This is a genomic window from Marinobacter halophilus, assembly GCF_003007685.1.
Classification (GTDB): Bacteria; Pseudomonadota; Gammaproteobacteria; order Pseudomonadales; family Oleiphilaceae; genus Marinobacter; species Marinobacter halophilus.
In genome coordinates, this window is record NZ_PXNN01000003.1 from 102085 (window position 1) to 119450 (window position 17366).

Here is a 17366-nt window from a genome sequence, read left to right on the forward strand (position 1 = left end):
CGCCCGGCTGTCGTATCGATGGCCGGGCATTCGATGTGGAGTAGTGTTATGGCGAGTCCGAAACGTTTTATCGCTGGCGCGGTGTGTCCCCGCTGCGCGGAGATGGACAAGATTACAATGTTCACAGATGACGCCGGTGAGCAGGTGCGCGAGTGCGTGGCTTGCGGTTATACCGATGCCCTGTCTGATCTGGAGCAGCCGTCGGCGGCTGAGCTGGAAACCCGGGTGAACAAACGGGATAACAAGGACGATCATACGGTTAAGCAGGTGGTATTCTTTAAGGCTGGCTCGGAGGACTGACTTTGGGCTTGGGTCTCTAGCCTGATGGTGCTGGGGGTGTCGAGGCCATGGGGGTGCTTTTCTGCAGGGAAAAACAACTCGCTTCGCTCAGACATCTTTTTCCCTGCAGAAAAGCACCCCCATACCCTCTCTTGCCGACATTCCAGAAATCGCCCTCGAAAAATGAATGTCTGAGCGCAGCGAGTTACATTTCCAAGGCAAAAAACCTGACCCACCCCATCGCAGCCCCCCAAACAGGAAGGCTACGAACAAGAAGCAGCCCCCCAAACCAGAGGCCGAAAAAAGGTCAGAGCACCATAGCCGCCAGCCAGCCAAAGGCCAGCAACGGCAGATTGTAGTGCAGGAACGTGGGCACCACGGTGTCCCAGATGTGGTTGTGCTGGCCGTCGACGTTCAGGCCGGCGGTGGGGCCGAGGGTGGAGTCAGAGGCCGGAGAGCCGGCGTCGCCCAGGGCGCCGGCGGTGCCGACCAGGGCCAGGATGGCCAGAGGGCTGAAGCCCATTTGCAGGGCCAGGGGTACGTACAGAGCAGCGATGATGGGGATGGTGGAGAACGAGGAACCGATGCCCATAGTGATCAACAGGCCCACCAGCAACATCAGCAGTGCCGCCAGCGGCTTGTTCTCGCCGATGGCGGCGACGGAGCCTTCGACCAGGCTGGTGATTTCGCCGGTTTCGCGCATTACTTCGGCAAAGCCGTTGGCAGCGATCATGATGAAGCCGATCATCGCGAGCATCTTCATTCCTTCGGTGAACAAATCATCCGCTTCTTTCCATTTCACCACGCCGGAAATGTTGAACAGCACGAAGCCCGCCAGGGCGCCGAGAATCATCGAGCCCAGCCAGAGCTGAACCACAAACGCTACCACAATGGCGATCAGCGCCATGATCAGCGTCTTCGGGCTGTAGTGTGCGTCCACCCGCTCGGTCCGCTCGATGCGCGTCATGTCGTAATCACGACCACCGCGGTAGCTGAAGAACACTGCGATCAGCAGACCGATGAACATGCCCAGGGCCGGCAGGGCCATGGCCGCCATCACATTCAGCTCGCTGGCATCGACGCCATTGTCGCCGACATTGGCCAGCAGGATCTCGTTCAGGTAGATGCCACCGAAACCGACCGGCAGGAACATATACGGGGTGATCAGGCCGAAGGTCAGTACACAGGCCACCAGACGACGGTCCATGTGCAGTTTCGCCATCACATACAGCAGGGGCGGCACCACCAGAGGAATGAAGGCAATGTGGATGGGCAGAATGTTCTGAGAGGAAATCGCCACTGCCAGTAGCAGGCCGATGATCATAAAGCGGATGCCGTTGGCGGCGCCGCCTTCGTCCTGTTTGCCCACCATCGCCAGGGCTTTGTCAGCCAGAGCGTGCGCAAGGCCGGATTTACCGATGGCAACGGCGAAAGCGCCCAGGGTGGCGTAAGACAGGGCTACAGTGGCACCGCCGCCGAGGCCGCTATTGAAAGCATTGATGGTGGCGTCCAGGGACATACCCGCAACCAGGCCGCCGGATATGGCGCCGATGATCAGGGCAACAACAACGTGGATACGGCACAGGCTCAGAACGAGCATGATCAGCACCGCGGCAACAACGGCATTCATGGCAAACTCCGGATAGGCATTGAAGGTTTGCCGGCACCTTTTGAGCGCCAGCAGCTCGAAAAGTGCGCTAATGTGCAGCAAATGACCGTCGCAGTCAAAGCAGTTGTGTAACGGTTACTCGGCGTCGATGCGGGCGAACCGGGGCACCTGCTCGCCGGCCAGTTCGACGGTTTCCCGGAACATGGCCAATGGCCTTACCCACAGGCTGTAGTCGCCGTACAGGCAGCGGTATATCACCATGGCCTCTTCGGTTTCACTGTGCCGGGCCACGCCGATGACTTCGTAATCTCGTCCTTTGTAATGGCGATAACGACCGGGTGTGATCGGGTGCTTTTTATCAGACATCGTTTCCTCTCAGGTGGTAACCGGGACTTACCCCTTAATTTTCGCGGACTTCAACACCGGTTGCGTCTACAATTGAGACACAGACGGACTTTCAAAGCGGGCAGCCGCGCTGGAACTCCGCAGTGTAGTTCATGATCCAAAAGCCGGGAACCGTAGACAAGAATGAAAAGGCTTTTCCCCCGTGCAGTGCACATGTGTTTATGCCTGCTGTTGTGTCTTGTCAGCATCAGTGCGCGTGCCGAACCGGTGGCTTTTGACTGGATCGAAGTGCCTGAGGATAACCTGGAGGTGTCTGAGGTCCGCGCCCTGCCGGCAGACCGGTGGCAACACAACACGGCCACCACGGTGCTTAACCGGGGTTTCAGCAACGGGGCGTTCTGGCTAAAGGTGGCGGTGCCGGCAAAGCCCCTTAACCGGGTTCTGGAAATTGGCTATCCGCTGCTGGATGAAGTCTCGGTTTACTGGGAGCGGGACGGCCGTATTGTCGAATCCTACCTCAGTGGTAATACCCGGCCATTCAATACCCGCCCGATCATTCATCGCAACTTCGTTTTTCTGGTGCCTTCAAACACCGAGCCGGTGACGGCCTGGGTGCGGATCAAAACCGAGGGTTCGGTGCAGGTTCCCGTTGCCATAACGCCGTCGGCGGAGTTCCTCGCCAATGAGCAGTTTTCCTATGGCTGGCAAGCCATGTTTCTGGGCATCGTGGTCGCGCTCTCGCTGTATAACCTGTTCCTGTTTGTGATTGTCCGGCACACCACCTATTTGTGGTATGTGCTGACCGTGATCTGTACCGGGTTGGTCCAATTGCATTTCCACGGTCTGTTGTTTCAGTGGTTCTGGCCCGAACTTCCGCAAATCAACCGCTATTTCACAGTGCCAATCATTAGCCTTGCGATGTTTTTTGCGGTGGTATTCACCATCAAGTTTTTGGCGGTTCGCCACTACAGCCCGATCAGTTACCGGATGCTGCAGGTCATTTTGGTTGCCTGTGTTTTTGCCTTTTTCTATGGGCTGTTCGGGCCGTATCAGAGTGGCATCGTCTTGGTCAGCACCATGGCCGCCGTGGCTACGCCCCTGGCCTGGGTTATCGGGATTCATGTCTGGCGGCAGGGGCAAGTGCTGGCGGGATTCTATGTGGTTGCCTGGACACCGCTGCTGGTGGGTCATCTGGTGCTGGCCATCAGCAAACTGGGCTGGATGCCGACAAGCCCCCTCACCGAGTTGGTGCCGCAGGCGGGTGTGGCGGTGGAGGCCATCTTGCTGTCGTTTGCACTGGCCTATCGGATCAATCTGGAGCGCCGCAAGCGCCAACAGGCCCAGGAGCATGCGCTGGAGATCCAGCAGCAGGCCAATCTGACACTGGAGGCGCGGGTACGTGAGCGCACCGAAGAGCTCGAAAGCGCCAATGAGCGGCTCCGGGCCGTCAGTCTGACCGATGGCCTGACGCACGTTGCCAATCGTCGCCGATTTGACGAAAAACTGGACATCGAGTGGGGGCGGGCGGTCCGCCATGAGCATGAACTGAGCCTGTTGCTGCTGGATATCGACCATTTCAAGCGGGTTAATGACGAACTGGGCCATCTGACCGGTGACGATTGTCTGGTGGGGCTGGCCAGCCTGCTGAAGTCTGAGCTTCAGCGTTCCGGAGATCTGATTGCCCGGTACGGTGGTGAAGAGTTTGCGGTGTTGCTGCCGGCCACCGAGAGCGCCGGTGCTTTTAGGGTGGCCGAGCGCATTCGCCAGGCTGTGGCCCAGACACCGATGGTCACTGGTGAACACGACGAGCCGGTCCGCCTGACCATCAGCATTGGCGTGGCGACCATGTTGCCGGCCCGCGACATTGACAGCCATGAGTTGATCCGCCGAGCGGATGAAGCTCTCTACATTGCCAAAGACAGCGGCCGCAACCGGGTCGCGGTGTGGCGGCCGAAAGCCGTTGCGCCCCCGGCCGGGTCCTGAGTTTCAGTTTTTCAGTTTGTATCGGCCGGGGCCCAGAAACAGTAAGGCAAAGGCTATAAACAGAAAGAACCCCTGTAATTCCAACGCCCAGCCTCCGTTGCTGCTCAATGTCAGGAGCTGGTGGCCGTGCACCAGGGCAATGGCAACGATCATGTTGAAGATGATGATCAGCGCGCCGATACGGGTCTGGTAACCCAGAAGCACCATCAATGGGGCGATAACTTCACCGATGTAAACGCCGTAGGCCAGAATGGTCGGCAGGCCATGACTGGCCAGTTGTCCTTCAATAAAGCCAACGCCATTGAGCAGCTTGGCAATGCCGTGAAACAGCAACAGTCCGCCCAGGGTGAGCCGGACAATGAGTTTTCCCAGGTCGGCGTTCTCAAGCAAGATTCGTTACTCCCGGTGAGTGTAGGTTTGGTAGGTCAGGCCGCCAAGGATACCCGGTTCCGGGAATGACTCAAAGATTACGGATGTCTGGATAGAGCGGGATCAGTTTACGCAGCAGCCGGTTCTGGGCGCCGGTGGGCACCCGATTCTGCTCCATCGCCAAAATCAGGTTTTCGGTCAGGGCGTTGAACTGGGTGTCGGTGATCGCCATGTCGGCATGGAGTTCACGCATGCTCCGACCGGTGTAATGACAGGGGCCGCCACTGAGTTCGCACAGTTGATCGGTCAGGAGCCGGTGAAACTGCTCTACGTTGACACCCCGGAAGGACTGATTGATGCGGCCATCATCGACAATCAGGAATAGCAGGTCTTCGACAATCACAGCAATACCACTGCGTTGACCTAACTGATCGTAGAGGTCCGGGCTTTGGGATGTCGTAGAGGTCTGGCAGCCTGTCATCAGCCCGGTCATGACGAAAATAAAGATCATCACCACGGTATGTGGACGGATTACTCGCCTCATCAGAAGCTCCCCTCAAGTGCCAGATACAGGCCTTGCTGATCGGTGAGCGTGGCGATGTCACCCAGGTTGACCCAGGCTGCGGTCACCGACAGCCGGCGATCCGGAACCCAGGCGACAAAGACATCCCACCAGTCGTCTTCGTCTGCAAAGCTCAGGTTGTCAGGCTTCTGGCGGTATTCCATGCCCGCCAGCCATTGCCGATTGAGGAAAATGCCGGCACCTGCTTCGGCCATGAATTGGTAGCCGTTGTTCCTGTCACCGCCAAATCCGAGCAGTCCGCCCTGATTGGCTCGGGTGGCCCGAACGGTGCCATTCACCAGCAGATTGCGGTCGAAGATGCTGGCAAAAAACACTTTGCTGCCACTTAAATAGATATCAGTGCCGCTGTCATCCCGGGCACCGATGGCGTCCGCAACTGTGAAGTCCCGTTGGCGTTTGTACTGGGCCCCGGCTGACCATTGGCCCCATGGTGAATAGAGAACATCCCCGAACAGCCGGACTTTCAGCCCGAACACATCCTGACGTAGCTCATCCTGCTCCAGCCCGAAGCCATCCTTGAGCACAAACACCAAGGTGTCCAGATCCAGGTTTTGCCGGGCGACCGACAACTCGACCCGGTTGCGCCAGTTCAGGCTCGCGGCCTGCACGGTCAGGCTGTAATTGTCAACTTGTGCCTGGCTCAGGCTGAGGGTGCCGCCCCATTCCTCATCACTGGCGTAACCGCTCAATAAGGCCCAGGGCACCAGGCCACCGCCGGCACTGCCCTCGATGCTGGTGACACCGCCGGTGGCCCAGATCCGGCTGCCGGGCTCACTGGCCTGGGCGGATGGCAGGGTGGCCAGTATCAGTAAGCTGCAGGCGAGTATTCTGATCATGAGAGACTCTTCGCATCAGGGTGTGCCAGTTCCAGTTGTCGGCTGGCCAGTTCGTTGGCCACCCGCGCCAGATTGGAGGCGGGCACGGGTTTGCTCAGCCCGAAGCCCTGGCCCAGATCGCATTGCCAGGTTTGCAGCAGCGCCCAGGCATCCATGCTTTCAATGCCCTCGGCCACGACACTCAAGCCAAGGCCGTGGGCCATCTCAATGGTGGACTTGACGATCAGTTGATCCTGGGGCTCGGAAGCCAGGTTCAGCACAAAGGATTTGTCGATTTTCAACTCCTGAACGGGCAGGCTTCTGAGTTGCGACAGAGAAGAATAGCCGGTGCCGAAATCATCGACTGAAAGCTTGGCGCCGAGCGCTCTCAGTTGATTGAGCGTGGTCACGGCTTTGCCGGGTTCCTCCATCACCGCACTTTCCGTGACTTCCAGAGTGATGTCCTCCATGCCGCCGGGCAGGTCCTTGAAACACGTCGCGATGTGATCGGGAAGCCCTGCCCAAGCCAGGTCCATGGCGGACAGATTGATCGCGACGCCGAAGGTCATGCCCGCCTGCTGCCAGGCCCGGGCGTCTGTGGCAACCAGATCCAGAATGTGGGCGGTCAGGTCGTGGATCTGACCTGAGCGCTCGGCGAGAAAGATAAACTCTTCGGGTGAAATAAAGCCCAGCTCAGGATGAATCCAGCGCACCAGAGCTTCGACCTGAACCAGTTTGCCGGTGCGAAAATCCAGTTTAGGCTGATAATTCATGATCAGCCCCTGGTCCGTGATGGCCTTGTGCAGATCGGCAATCAGTTTGAGTTCGCGCAAATGGTTTTCGTCTTCACCGGACTGATAGCGGGTAATCGCGGGCTGATTGCTCTGGGCTTTTTCGAAGGTCAGGTTCAGGCGCCGGCGGAATTCGTTCGAATCACTGGCATCGGTGGGCAGTGATAAGGTAACTACGGTAATTTTAAGCGAAAACGGCGAATTGTCGACTCGCAACGGTTTGCGCAGAGTCTCCGCCAGCATGCTGGCTCGATCATCCAGCTGTTCCGGCACCATGGCGGGCAGCACGGCGAGAAATTCGTCGCCGCCGGTGCGAGCCAGCAAATGAGCGTCTGGCAGCGACTCACGCAGACGCCTGGCCGTGCCGATCAGCACTTTGTCACCCAGCTCCAGCCCCAGAGTGTCATTGATTTCCGAGAGTTCATCCAGACGAACGCCGATAACGCTGCAGGGCGTTTGCGTACCAAACAGCTCTTTGGTCAGATCAATGAGCGCGTTGCGGTTGCCGAGTGCGGTCACGTCATCGTGAGAGGCGGTATAGCGAAGCTGTTCTTCTCGCTCTTGCAGGCGACTGAGCATATCGGTGAACGCCTGGCCGAGCTGGGTGATTTCAGTGCCTCCAGAAAGTTCGGGTGGTGCTGGCGGGTTGTCCTTGCCAACCGCTCGGGCGTAGTCCGCCAGTTGCAGAACCGGCTTGCCCAGCGACCGGGCAATGTAAAGCGCCACCACAATGGCGATCAACAGAATCGCCACCACCAACAGTAACACCTCGGTAACTCTTTGATAGAAACGTTGAAGGCTGGCGTCCCGGTTGATCAGCAGCACCGCCTGCATATATCCGCCAATATCAAGGGGGACAACCCGTGAGAAAAACCGTGGGTCGTCCAATGGCGTGTCATTGCCATTCGGGTCCGCCTGCGCTTCGGGTGGTGCCGGGTCAACACCCGAACTGGCGGCGATGATCTGATGCGGCCGTTGTCCCTCAGTCAGAGTCCGGAAAAATACTTCAGTGTCTGACAGGCCAGCAATCGCTTCAGCGACGGCATCGTCCAACGCAAAACCAGCGGCCATCCAGGCTCTCAGACCGGGTGCCTGCACCGGGATCAGTAACAGCTCATAGCCTTTTTGATTGACGGTGATCAGTTGGCGACCGTAGCCCTGAGCGATGGCTGCACGGTAGCTGTCTTCCTGAATGACCGGTGGCTCGTGGCTGAGGGTTGATGCCAGTGGCTGACGAGACTGGTCGAGAATCACCGCAAAGGCAGCGCCGACCCGTTGGCTGTGATTTTCAAGCGCACTGAGCATGGTGGCATCGTTGCCGCTGGCAACGGCGGAACGAAAGCCGAAATCCTGAACCAGAACCGTCAGGCGTGACAGTTCCAGAGCAGTACGGCGACTCATCACCTCTTCGGTCAGACGTTCGCCGACGTCGAGTTGGGCGGCGGCTCGGTTTTTTTCTTCATCGAACAGGTACGCGGTAAACAGGGCGCCAATGGTCAGGCTGACCAGAGCCACCAGAACCACCATGGCAACCACTAATCGTCCCCGGAAACCCAGCTGAGGTTGCAGTGCTGACATCAGATGTCCCTGAATCGTTTCTGGAGCCTGTCCAGCGGGCTGTCGGTGTCAGGTTCTGGCGTCAGTTCAATGCTCACTCGGGCTGGCAGATCCGGGTTGACGGTCTGGCGCACAGGCCGGGTGTTGTCTACCAATCGGGGGTGCCAGATGTTGATGCTGATCGTGCCGTCGTTTTTGGTATCGGTGGGCACCGATAGTTGAATCTGGCCTTTGCCGTTGGTCTGTTCGGCGGCGGTGGTGTCGACCACCACCACAAAGGCTTGCATATGATCGTGGATATTACAGCCAAGCTCGACAATGCCCGGTTGATCAAAGATCACCGGGGTTTCCGGCCGGTCCGTGTAGAGTTCCAGCTCGAAGGTCTTGGCCGGCGAAAAGGAATAAACGTGGTGTTGAGTGTTATCCCGGTTCGGAAAGTCGACAGTGGAGTTAACCGGAATCACCAGCACCCGGGGATGAAACTGTCGGTCTTGCTGGGCGATTTCTGCGGTAACTGATGCCGGGGATGGCCCGCCATCGAGATAAACCACCGCCCCGGAGACCGGGCCGTCCACAGAGGTAAGCGTAAGTTCAAGTTCCGTAGCCTGCAGCGATACTGGCAGGGCCAGTAGCATCGATAAAGCGTAGGGCGTTCGTGTCATGTAGCCAAACCTGTCATAGCGAACTGGACCCAAGGGAAAACCGGATGTGGTTCCGCTCCAGTAGATTTTCCCAGTAATGACGCATCCAGTCCCAGGCCCTGTTGTTGACCTGGTCAATAAACGGGTCCAGGTCGAGGTTGTAATAATCCGGTGTGCCGGCAATCTGCAATACCGTAACGGTGATGGCATCATCCAGCTCGTTAGCAAAGGGCTCGCCGATCAGTTCATGGGCAAGCAGGTTAGCCCGGGTTGCTTCCAGGTCGATCAGTTCGCCGGCGCGAATAGACCGGTTATTGTCGTGCATTTCCTCCATCAGGCGATGACACAGATAAGCCCGTATCAGCAAACCGTCCAGGCCGTCGTATCGCACCAGCAGTACCGAGGGCTCAGTAAAGTAGCGGGTGGCGGCGTCCACAAAAGGCTGGAACAACGCGGCGATACCCGCCTCTTTGGAGCAGGCGTCCACGCATTCTATCAACCTTGGCGCCATTTCGATGTATTCCACGGCAAACTGAAATAGTGACGTCGCGGGTTGATCGCGATCAACCACGATGGCACAGGGCAACTGCGCCGCTTTCTCTTTCATCTGCCGTAGAAATGCGCCTGAGCGTGCCTCTTTTCTTCGTGCCTGGCTAATAATCTCAAGGACTGCCTGTGGTGTCATGTCAGGAGATGCCGATGTCAGTACAAATTGAGGTCGCAAGGCGCCCCCTCTGTCGAGCAAGGAGTACGAGGGCCGGGAAGCATAAGGCTGGCTGCCACAACAGGCCCTTTGTTCCTGATTAGTGTAGCCAAGATTTTGCCAGATGCTGAAGCTTGTCCCAGAAGTAATCGGGTGGCCCCGGGCTCAAGGGTGTCAACCGACCCTGAACCAGGTATCGGTCCGGGTGTAGCGCCAGCAGAGCCAACCCATGCTAACCGCCCGGGCCAGCATCAGCGCAATCAGCGACAGCCAGAGGCCGTGATTGCCCAAGCCGGTGGTCAGCCACCAGACTGGCACAAAAACCCCGACCGTGGATAACAACATGGTGTTCTGCATTTCCCGTGTGCGGGTGGCGCCGATGAAGACGCCGTCCAGCAGGAATCCCCAGACGGATGCGAGTGGCAGCAGCCATAACCATGGTAAGTATTGCCAGGCGGTGCTGCGCACGTCTTCAAGGCCGGTCAGCAGGCTGATCAGCCAGTGACCGCCGAGCACAAAGACCAGGGTCAGTGCTACCGAGCCCCAGAGCGACCAACGCAAGGCACTGCTAAAGGCCAGCCGGAACCGGCGTCGGCTGTTGCGGCCGACGGCTTCTCCGATCAGCGCTTCAGCGGCGTTGGCAAAGCCGTCCAAGGCGTTCGAAATTATCAGCAGGAAGGTGATCAACACCGCGTTGGCGGCCAGAATGACGTCTCCCTGACGTGCGCCCTGGGCGGTAAAGAAGGCCAGAACCAGTAACAGCGCAATGGTCCGGACCATGATGTAACGGTTGACCCTAAGGATCACCAGGTAATCGCCCAGCTGGCCAATCAAGGCGCGGGTCAGTCGCTGACCATCGGGCATGCGCCGAAGCACGATGACAAAGCCGATCATGGCCGCGCCGTATTCGGCAATTACCGTGGCGAGCGCAACGCCACGGCTGTTCCAGCCCAGCACCGTAACGAAAAAGACATCAAGCACGATGTTGATACCGTTAGCGATAATCAGCATCACCATTGGGCCGCGTGGAAACTGGGTGCCGATCAGCCAGCCGACCAACGTATACTGGCACAGCACTGCTGGTGCGCTCCAGATACGGATAGCGGCATATTCCGCCGCCAGTGCCGCAACCGATGGGCTTGGGTTCATCAGGGCCAGGCTAAGGCTGATCAACGGTTTGTGGAACAGGATCAACAACAAACCAATGCCGACGGCCAGCACGATGGAGCGTAACAATAGCGCGACCTGGGCGAATGAATCCCGTTTACCCCAGGCCTGTGCGGCCAAGCCGGTGGTACCCATGCGCATGAAGCCGAAGGTCCAGTAAAGAATGCTGAACAGGTTGGCGCCAACGGCAACGGCGCCCAGGTATTCCGGGCTGTCGAGGTGGCCGAGCACGGCGGTATCCACCAATCCCAGCAAAGGAACGGTCAGGTTGGTCAGCATCAGCGGCCAGGCCAGCGCCCATAGTCGATGGTCTGTGCTGGTCAGAATGGCCTTTTTATGTGTGTTGGTTCTCAAAACCTATTGTTTATCCCTTTTGGATTTAAGGTTTTTTTAGTCTTTCTTTGATCTGTGTCTATACTCACACTTGATGTATCCATAAGCAGGCTTTCGCTCTGAAGTTATCTGGTGTTGCGAGCTCCGGATAGTGATGCAGAGGGATGACGCAAAATCCGACAAGAATAACACTCTGTGGAGACACAGTATGCGCGTGCATGCCAAGCGGGCAGTAGCCCTAGCTGCTGGTCTGTTGTTGCCAGTCACGGTCATGGCGAACTGGACCATGAACATGTCACCTGGGGTGACCAGCACCAGCAACCAGATTTATTCCCTTCACATGACCATTCTCTGGATCTGTGTCGCCATTGGCGTCGTGGTATTCGGGGTCATGTTCTGGTCAATCTTTGCCCATCGTAAATCCAGGGGCTTCAAGCCAGCGAATTTCCACGAAAACACCGTGGTTGAAGTACTCTGGACCATCGTTCCGTTGGCTATTCTGGTGGCCATGGCGATACCGGCCACCACAACGCTGATAGAAATGTACGACACCACCGAGTCCGACGTCGATATCAAGATCACCGGCTATCAGTGGCGCTGGCAGTACGAGTATATCGACGACGATTTCAGTTTCTTCTCCAATATGTCTACGCCAAAAGACCAGATCCGCAACCGTCAGGCCAAGGGCGAGAATTATCTGTTGGAAGTGGACAACCCGCTGGTGATTCCGGTTGGCAAGAAAGTCCGCTTCCTGTTGACTGCCAATGACGTTATCCATTCCTGGTGGGTACCGGAGTTTGGCGTCAAGAAAGATGCGATCCCCGGCTTTATCAATGAAACCTGGACCCGGGTGGATGTCCCCGGCACCTATCGCGGCCAGTGTACCGAGCTGTGCGGCAAGGATCATGGCTTCATGCCCGTCGTGGTAAAAGCGGTACCCGAGGAAGAATACAACGTCTGGGTGGCCGAGCAGAAAGAGGCGGCCGAGACGGAGCGTCGATTAACCGAGAAAGACTGGACACTTGAAGAGCTCATGGAGCGAGGTGAACAGGCCTATGCAACCGCCTGCGCGAGCTGTCATCAGGCTGATGGCACCGGCCTGCCACCGGCGTTTCCGGCACTCAAGGGTAGCCAGATGGCTCTTGAGGATATGGCCGGGCACATCGAGATCGTAGTGAACGGTTCCCCAGGCACCGCCATGCAGGCTTTTGGTAATCAGTTAAGCGAGGTTGATCTGGCGGCCGTTATTACCTATGAGCGGAATGCCTGGGGTAACAACACCGGTGAAATGGTCACTCCGAAAGAAATTTTTGATTACAAGAACCAACAGTAATCAACGCCAGATAACAACAATCACCAGCCAGAATAGACGGCGGTAACGGGGGTTTTCATGAGTGCGGTTGCAGATACCCACGCCCAGGAACATCATCATGGCCCGGCCAAGGGCATCAGCCGTTGGCTGTTGACCACGAACCATAAAGACATCGGGTCTATGTACCTGATGTTCAGCTTCGCCATGTTCCTGCTTGGCGGCAGCATGGCGATGGTCATCCGGGCAGAATTATTCCAGCCGGGCCTACAGATCGTAGAGCCGGAGTTTTTTAACCAGATGACCACCATGCATGGTCTGATCATGGTGTTTGGCGCCGTCATGCCGGCGTTCGTTGGTCTTGCTAACTGGATGTTGCCACTGATGATCGGGGCGCCGGACATGGCCTTGCCGCGGATGAACAACTGGAGTTTCTGGTTGTTGCCCTGCGCTTTCCTGATTTTGGTCTCTACCCTGTTCATGCAAGGCGGTGCGCCCAACTTTGGCTGGACCTTCTACGCGCCCCTGTCGACGACATACGGGCCACCCAGTACCACCTTCTTCATCTTCGCGGTGCACATCATGGGGGTGTCCTCGATCATGGGTGCGATCAACGTGATCGCAACCATTCTGAACATGCGCGCGCCTGGCATGACACTGATGAAGATGCCGCTGTTCGTGTGGACCTGGCTGATCACCGCGTTCCTGCTGATTGCTGTTATGCCGGTTCTGGCTGGCGTGGTCACCATGATGTTGATGGACATCCACTTTGGCACCAGCTTCTTCGATGCGTCCGGTGGTGGTGACCCGGTATTGTTCCAGCATGTGTTCTGGTTCTTCGGGCACCCCGAGGTTTACATCATGATCCTGCCGGCATTCGGGGCGATCTCTCACATTGTCGCAGCGTTTTCCCGAAAGCCGCTGTTTGGCTATGCCTCGATGGTCTATGCGGTGGGCGCCATTGCGGTGCTATCCTTCCTGGTTTGGGCGCACCACATGTTTACTGTGGGTATGCCCATAGCGGGTCAGCTGTTCTTTATGTACGCCACCCTGTTGATTGCAGTGCCCACTGGGGTGAAGGTTTTTAACTGGGTGACGACGATGTTCCGGGGCTCACTAAGCTTCGAAGCGCCCATGCTGTTTGCCGTAGCCTTTATCATCCTGTTCACCATTGGCGGCTTCTCCGGCCTGATGCTGGCGATTGCGCCGGCCGACTTCCAGTATCACGACACCTACTTTGTAGTGGCACATTTCCACTATGTGCTGGTGCCGGGCGCCATCTTCGGCATTTTTGCTTCTGCGTACTTCTGGCTCCCCAAGTGGACAGGTCACATGTATGACGAAACCCTGGCCAAGACCCACTTCTGGTTGTCGTTTGTCGGTATGAATCTGGCCTTCTTTCCGATGCATTTTCTGGGCCTTGCGGGCATGCCCCGGCGGATACCGGATTACGCTCTGCAGTTCACCGACTTCAATATGATCTCCAGCATCGGCGCCTTTATGTTCGGGGTTACCCAGCTGCTGTTCCTGTTCATCGTGGTTAAGTGTGCGAGAGGCGGCGAGAAAGCGGCGGCCAAGCCCTGGGACGGTGCCGAAGGTCTCGAGTGGACGGTGCCTTCGCCGGCCCCTTACCACACTTTTTCAACTCCACCGGAAGTGAAATAACCCGGGAGGTATGACCATGGCTAATGAAACGACGAAAAATCAGCCTGCGCGCCGCAGCAATACCAGAGTGATTGGCTGGTGCCTGTCGGGAGTGGTTGGCATGTTTGCCTTTGGTTTTGCCTTGGTCCCCCTTTACGAGGTGTTTTGCGAGATCACCGGCATTAATGGCAAAACCGGAGGTCGCTATGAAGCTGGCGTCACCCAGCAAGTGGATGATAATCGTACCGTCAGAGTGCAGTTTCTGGCCAGTAATGGACCGGGAATGACCTGGGAGTTCCGGCCGGTGGTGCGCAGTGTCGATGTGCATCCCGGTGAGGTGATATCCGTCAATTTCTACGCGGCTAATGGCACGGACCAGGCGATGGTGGGCCAGGCGGTCCCGAGCCTGTCTCCTTCCGAAGGCACCCAGTTCTTCCACAAAACCGAGTGTTTTTGCTTCAACCAGCAACCACTGGAAGCGGGTGAAAGTGTCGAGATGCCACTGATCTTCATTGTCGACCGGGATTTGCCGGAGCACATTACCAAACTGACCCTGTCCTACACGCTGTATGACCAAGGCAAGCAGGCGGAAGTATCCCGGTCGGCCCAGACACAAACAACAACAAACAATAACGGCTAAGCCATCGGAGACAGTTATGGCGGACAACCAGACCCAGACCTATTACGTTCCCGACCAAAGCAAATGGCCCATTGTTGCCACTGTCGGCCTGGGGGTTACCCTTTACGGGGTGGCGTCGATCATGGTCAATGGCAAACAGGGTGAAAGCACCACCGGTGCCTGGGTCATGTTTCTGATCGGCTCCCTGATCATGGCTTACATGCTGTTTGGCTGGTTTGGCGCCGTTATCCGGGAGAGCCGGGCTGGCCTGTACAGCCCTCAGATGGACCGCTCGTTCCGGTGGGGCATGAGCTGGTTTATTTTCTCGGAAGTGATGTTTTTTGCCGCGTTCTTCGGGGCGCTGTTCTATGTTCGGGTGTTTGCGGTGCCCTGGCTCGGTGGTGAGGGCGACAGGGGCAGCAGTAATATGCTTTGGGAAGGTTTCCAGGCCAGTTGGCCGCTGGTCAGTAACCCGGATCCGCAAGCCTATCCTGGCCCGACCAACACGATTGGTCCGTGGGGCTTGCCACTGATCAATACCCTTTTGCTGGTAACTTCCTCCTTTACCGTCACCATTGCCCACCATGCCATGAAGGCCGGAGATCGGGCAAAGGTAAAGCTGTGGCTGGGCGCTACTGTCGCGCTGGCGGTAGTTTTTATGTTCGTGCAGTCCTATGAATACCTGCACGCCTACCGGGATCTTGATCTGACGTTGAATTCCGGTATCTATGGCAGCACTTTCTTTATGTTGACGGGCTTCCATGGCGCTCACGTGTTCCTGGGTACGCTGATGCTGTTTATCATGTTGTTACGGGTCCGCAAGGGTCATTTCACTGCCGATAACCATTTCGGTTTTGAAGCGGCTGCCTGGTATTGGCACTTTGTGGATGTGGTCTGGTTGGGGTTGTTTGTGTTTGTTTACGTTATCTGACCAGAACTGTTGGGGATCACGGCGTTGGGTTCAGCGTCAAATCCCCGGTCCACAGAGAGATCAGAACCAACGCCAGCAACAACACGCTGAGCGCGACACGAAGCGCCAGCGAGTTAACCACCCGGTAGGTTTTACCGCCATCCCGGATCAAAAAGAACAGCCCGCTGAACAGGCTGACCATAACGGCTAACAGCAGCACCACTATCAGAAATTTCAGCATTGGGTTTCCCTGGCCTTGAGTTATTGTACTGACAGGTATTCCGGCCGTGTGCCGGGCCCCGATATCACTATAGCAAAGCATGGGTAGGTGCGGTTGATGAATCGCCGATGGCATTTTGACTGGCGATTACTGGTTTTCAGCGGGCTGTTGTTGCCGGTGTTGATCAGCCTGGGAGTATGGCAGCTGGACCGTGCCGACGAAAAACAGGTATTGCTGGCATCCTGGCAGCAGCACGCAGTTGATGCCAGTTGGCCGGAGATGGTGGCGACCGGGCTGCGAGTGGGGCAGCCGGTAACCCTGACCGGTTGGTACACAGACTACAGCTGGCTGTTGGACAACCGCACCCGGGATGGGTTTCCCGGATACGAGGTATTGACACTGTTCATGCCGATTGAGGGACCGCCGGTGGTGGTTAATCGTGGCTGGGTCAGAGCGCCGAGGACGCGGGATCAGTTGCCAGCTATCGAAACGCCTGAAGTTCTGGTCACCCTGGAAGGTCGCCTGGATAACTATCCGGTACCACCGGTTCTGGCGGATGACTCCGGTGCTGAAAGCAGCAGCTGGCCTCAGCGGGTTCAAACCTTACCCCGGGCGCGGGTACAGGAACAGGTGGACAATCCGGTGGTAATGGTGCTTAAACTGGCAGACCGTCAGCAACCGGGCGCCTACCGTGCGGATCACACGCCCGATATGATGGGCCCTCAGACCCACTACGGTTATGCTGCCCAGTGGTTTGCGCTTGCGGTAGCACTGACTATATTGACTGTAGTGGCGAGTACAAAAAAAACAGCGAGTAATAGAAAGACAGGAGCCGATAATGACAACGACAACGGCTGACTCCGTGTCCGGGCAGGAATCCCCTAACCCGGAACAGGTTCGTCGTGGCCGGCGTACCGCCTTGCTGCTATTTGCAGTGGGATTCGGGCCGATGGTTCTGGCCACCATCATGTTTTATACCGGTTGGCTGAACCCGATGGGTCACACCAATGAAGGTGTGCTGATTATGCCGCCCGTGCCGGTGCAGGCGCTGAACCTTGAAACCTCTGGGGGCGAGCCTCTGGCACAGCGTTTCGGGGTCGACAAGGTCGACCCGAATTGGCTTATGCTGGTGGTGTCTGGCCCTTGCAGCGATGACTGCGAGCAACTGCTTTACCTTTCCCGTCAGGTCAATATCGCCCTCGGAAAGTACGCCCCCCGGGTCAGCCGGGCCGCAGCACTGGGTGCGGTGCCCTCCGGCCTGGAGCAACGCTGGAACGACGAGTACAGCTCAATGGAGCGGCTGCAGCCCGCTGAGGGAACCAACTCAGCCTGGCCCACGGGAGTTTCTCCCGACGCCGAGCCGAGGATTCTGCTGGTGGACCCGCTTGGGAATATCATGATGCATTATGGCGTGGAGCACAGCGGAAAGCAGTTGCTCAAGGATCTCAAACAGCTGCTTAAGATCTCCCAAATTGGCTGAGCAAGGGGA

Annotated in this window: 18 protein-coding genes; 8 read left to right on the top strand and 10 right to left on the bottom strand. The window is 57.3% G+C overall.

The genetic code is table 11. The features are described from left to right. Positions 1-48 precede the first annotated feature (48 nt). Positions 49-300: a YheV family putative zinc ribbon protein gene (locus C7H08_RS00480; RefSeq protein WP_106669806.1), complete on the top strand. Its 252-nt coding sequence runs from the start codon at positions 49-51 to the stop codon at positions 298-300. 286 nt (positions 301-586) lie between these two features. On the opposite strand, the gene C7H08_RS00485 is transcribed toward C7H08_RS00480, so the two are convergent. Both C7H08_RS00485 and C7H08_RS00490 read right to left on the bottom strand, forming a co-directional pair. Further along, positions 587-1909, bottom strand: coding sequence for a Na+/H+ antiporter family protein (locus C7H08_RS00485; protein WP_106670219.1), 1323 nt, complete (start codon positions 1907-1909; stop codon positions 587-589). 114 nt (positions 1910-2023) lie between these two features. Next, positions 2024-2254: a DUF1653 domain-containing protein gene (locus C7H08_RS00490; protein WP_106669807.1), complete on the bottom strand. Its 231-nt coding sequence runs from the start codon at positions 2252-2254 to the stop codon at positions 2024-2026. A gap of 162 nt (positions 2255-2416) precedes the next feature. On the opposite strand from C7H08_RS00490, the gene C7H08_RS00495 reads away from it, so the two are divergent. Further along, positions 2417-4216, top strand: coding sequence for a sensor domain-containing diguanylate cyclase (locus C7H08_RS00495; RefSeq protein ID WP_188445204.1), 1800 nt, complete (start codon positions 2417-2419; stop codon positions 4214-4216). Between the two features lie 3 nt (positions 4217-4219). Here the strand turns inward: C7H08_RS00495 and C7H08_RS00500 are convergent, their stop codons facing one another. From C7H08_RS00500 to C7H08_RS00530, 7 genes are all read right to left on the bottom strand, one after another. Beyond that, positions 4220-4606, bottom strand: coding sequence for a DoxX family protein (locus C7H08_RS00500; RefSeq protein WP_106669808.1), 387 nt, complete (start codon positions 4604-4606; stop codon positions 4220-4222). Between the two features lie 70 nt (positions 4607-4676). Continuing rightward, the gene (locus C7H08_RS00505) at positions 4677-5078 is read right to left on the bottom strand and encodes a group I truncated hemoglobin (protein ID WP_243411395.1); all 402 of its coding nucleotides are present in this window, start codon (positions 5076-5078) and stop codon (positions 4677-4679) included. A 50-nt stretch (positions 5079-5128) separates the two neighbouring features. Further along, a complete protein-coding gene (locus C7H08_RS00510) occupies positions 5129-6004 on the bottom strand; it encodes a DUF3034 family protein (protein ID WP_106669809.1) in 876 nt (291 codons plus the stop codon). Beyond that, complete coding sequence (locus C7H08_RS00515) at positions 6001-8352, bottom strand: putative bifunctional diguanylate cyclase/phosphodiesterase (protein WP_106669810.1); 2352 nt, start codon at positions 8350-8352, stop codon at positions 6001-6003. The genes C7H08_RS00510 and C7H08_RS00515 overlap by 4 nt, the downstream gene beginning before the upstream one ends. Further along, positions 8352-8993 (bottom strand): methylamine utilization protein, encoded by a 642-nt coding sequence (locus C7H08_RS00520; RefSeq protein ID WP_106669811.1) that lies wholly within the window; start codon positions 8991-8993, stop codon positions 8352-8354. The genes C7H08_RS00515 and C7H08_RS00520 overlap by 1 nt, the downstream gene beginning before the upstream one ends. Before the next feature lie 13 nt (positions 8994-9006). Then, positions 9007-9657 carry a hypothetical protein gene (locus C7H08_RS00525; RefSeq protein ID WP_106669812.1) on the bottom strand — a complete coding sequence of 217 codons (651 nt, stop codon included), beginning with the start codon at positions 9655-9657 and terminating at the stop codon, positions 9007-9009. Positions 9658-9849: 192 nt separating this feature from the next. Next, a complete protein-coding gene (locus C7H08_RS00530) occupies positions 9850-11121 on the bottom strand; it encodes an MATE family efflux transporter (RefSeq protein WP_106670222.1) in 1272 nt (423 codons plus the stop codon). Between the two features lie 262 nt (positions 11122-11383). On the opposite strand from C7H08_RS00530, the gene coxB reads away from it, so the two are divergent. From coxB to C7H08_RS00550, 4 genes are read left to right on the top strand one after another with little or no spacing between them, the layout of a single operon-like run. Beyond that, positions 11384-12508, top strand: a complete 1125-nt coding sequence (coxB, locus tag C7H08_RS00535; protein ID WP_106669813.1) for a cytochrome c oxidase subunit II — start codon at positions 11384-11386, stop codon at positions 12506-12508. A gap of 57 nt (positions 12509-12565) precedes the next feature. Further along, positions 12566-14149 (top strand): cytochrome c oxidase subunit I, encoded by a 1584-nt coding sequence (gene ctaD, locus C7H08_RS00540; protein WP_106669814.1) that lies wholly within the window; start codon positions 12566-12568, stop codon positions 14147-14149. A 16-nt stretch (positions 14150-14165) separates the two neighbouring features. Further along, complete coding sequence (locus C7H08_RS00545) at positions 14166-14768, top strand: cytochrome c oxidase assembly protein (RefSeq protein WP_106670223.1); 603 nt, start codon at positions 14166-14168, stop codon at positions 14766-14768. A 16-nt stretch (positions 14769-14784) separates the two neighbouring features. Beyond that, entirely contained in the window at positions 14785-15678 is an 894-nt protein-coding gene (locus C7H08_RS00550; RefSeq protein ID WP_106669815.1) for a cytochrome c oxidase subunit 3, read from the top strand. A 16-nt stretch (positions 15679-15694) separates the two neighbouring features. Here the strand turns inward: C7H08_RS00550 and C7H08_RS00555 are convergent, their stop codons facing one another. Continuing rightward, positions 15695-15898, bottom strand: a complete 204-nt coding sequence (locus C7H08_RS00555) for a twin transmembrane helix small protein (RefSeq protein WP_106669816.1) — start codon at positions 15896-15898, stop codon at positions 15695-15697. Between the two features lie 96 nt (positions 15899-15994). Here C7H08_RS00555 and C7H08_RS00560 point away from each other — a divergent pair, with 96 nt between their 5' ends. Together C7H08_RS00560 and C7H08_RS00565 are read left to right on the top strand one after the other, a co-directional pair. Continuing rightward, positions 15995-16735, top strand: a complete 741-nt coding sequence (locus tag C7H08_RS00560; protein WP_106669817.1) for an SURF1 family protein — start codon at positions 15995-15997, stop codon at positions 16733-16735. Further along, on the top strand, positions 16716-17357 hold the full coding sequence (locus tag C7H08_RS00565) for a hypothetical protein (protein ID WP_106669818.1): 642 nt from the start codon (positions 16716-16718) through the stop codon (positions 17355-17357). The genes C7H08_RS00560 and C7H08_RS00565 overlap by 20 nt, the downstream gene beginning before the upstream one ends. Positions 17358-17366 lie beyond the last annotated feature (9 nt).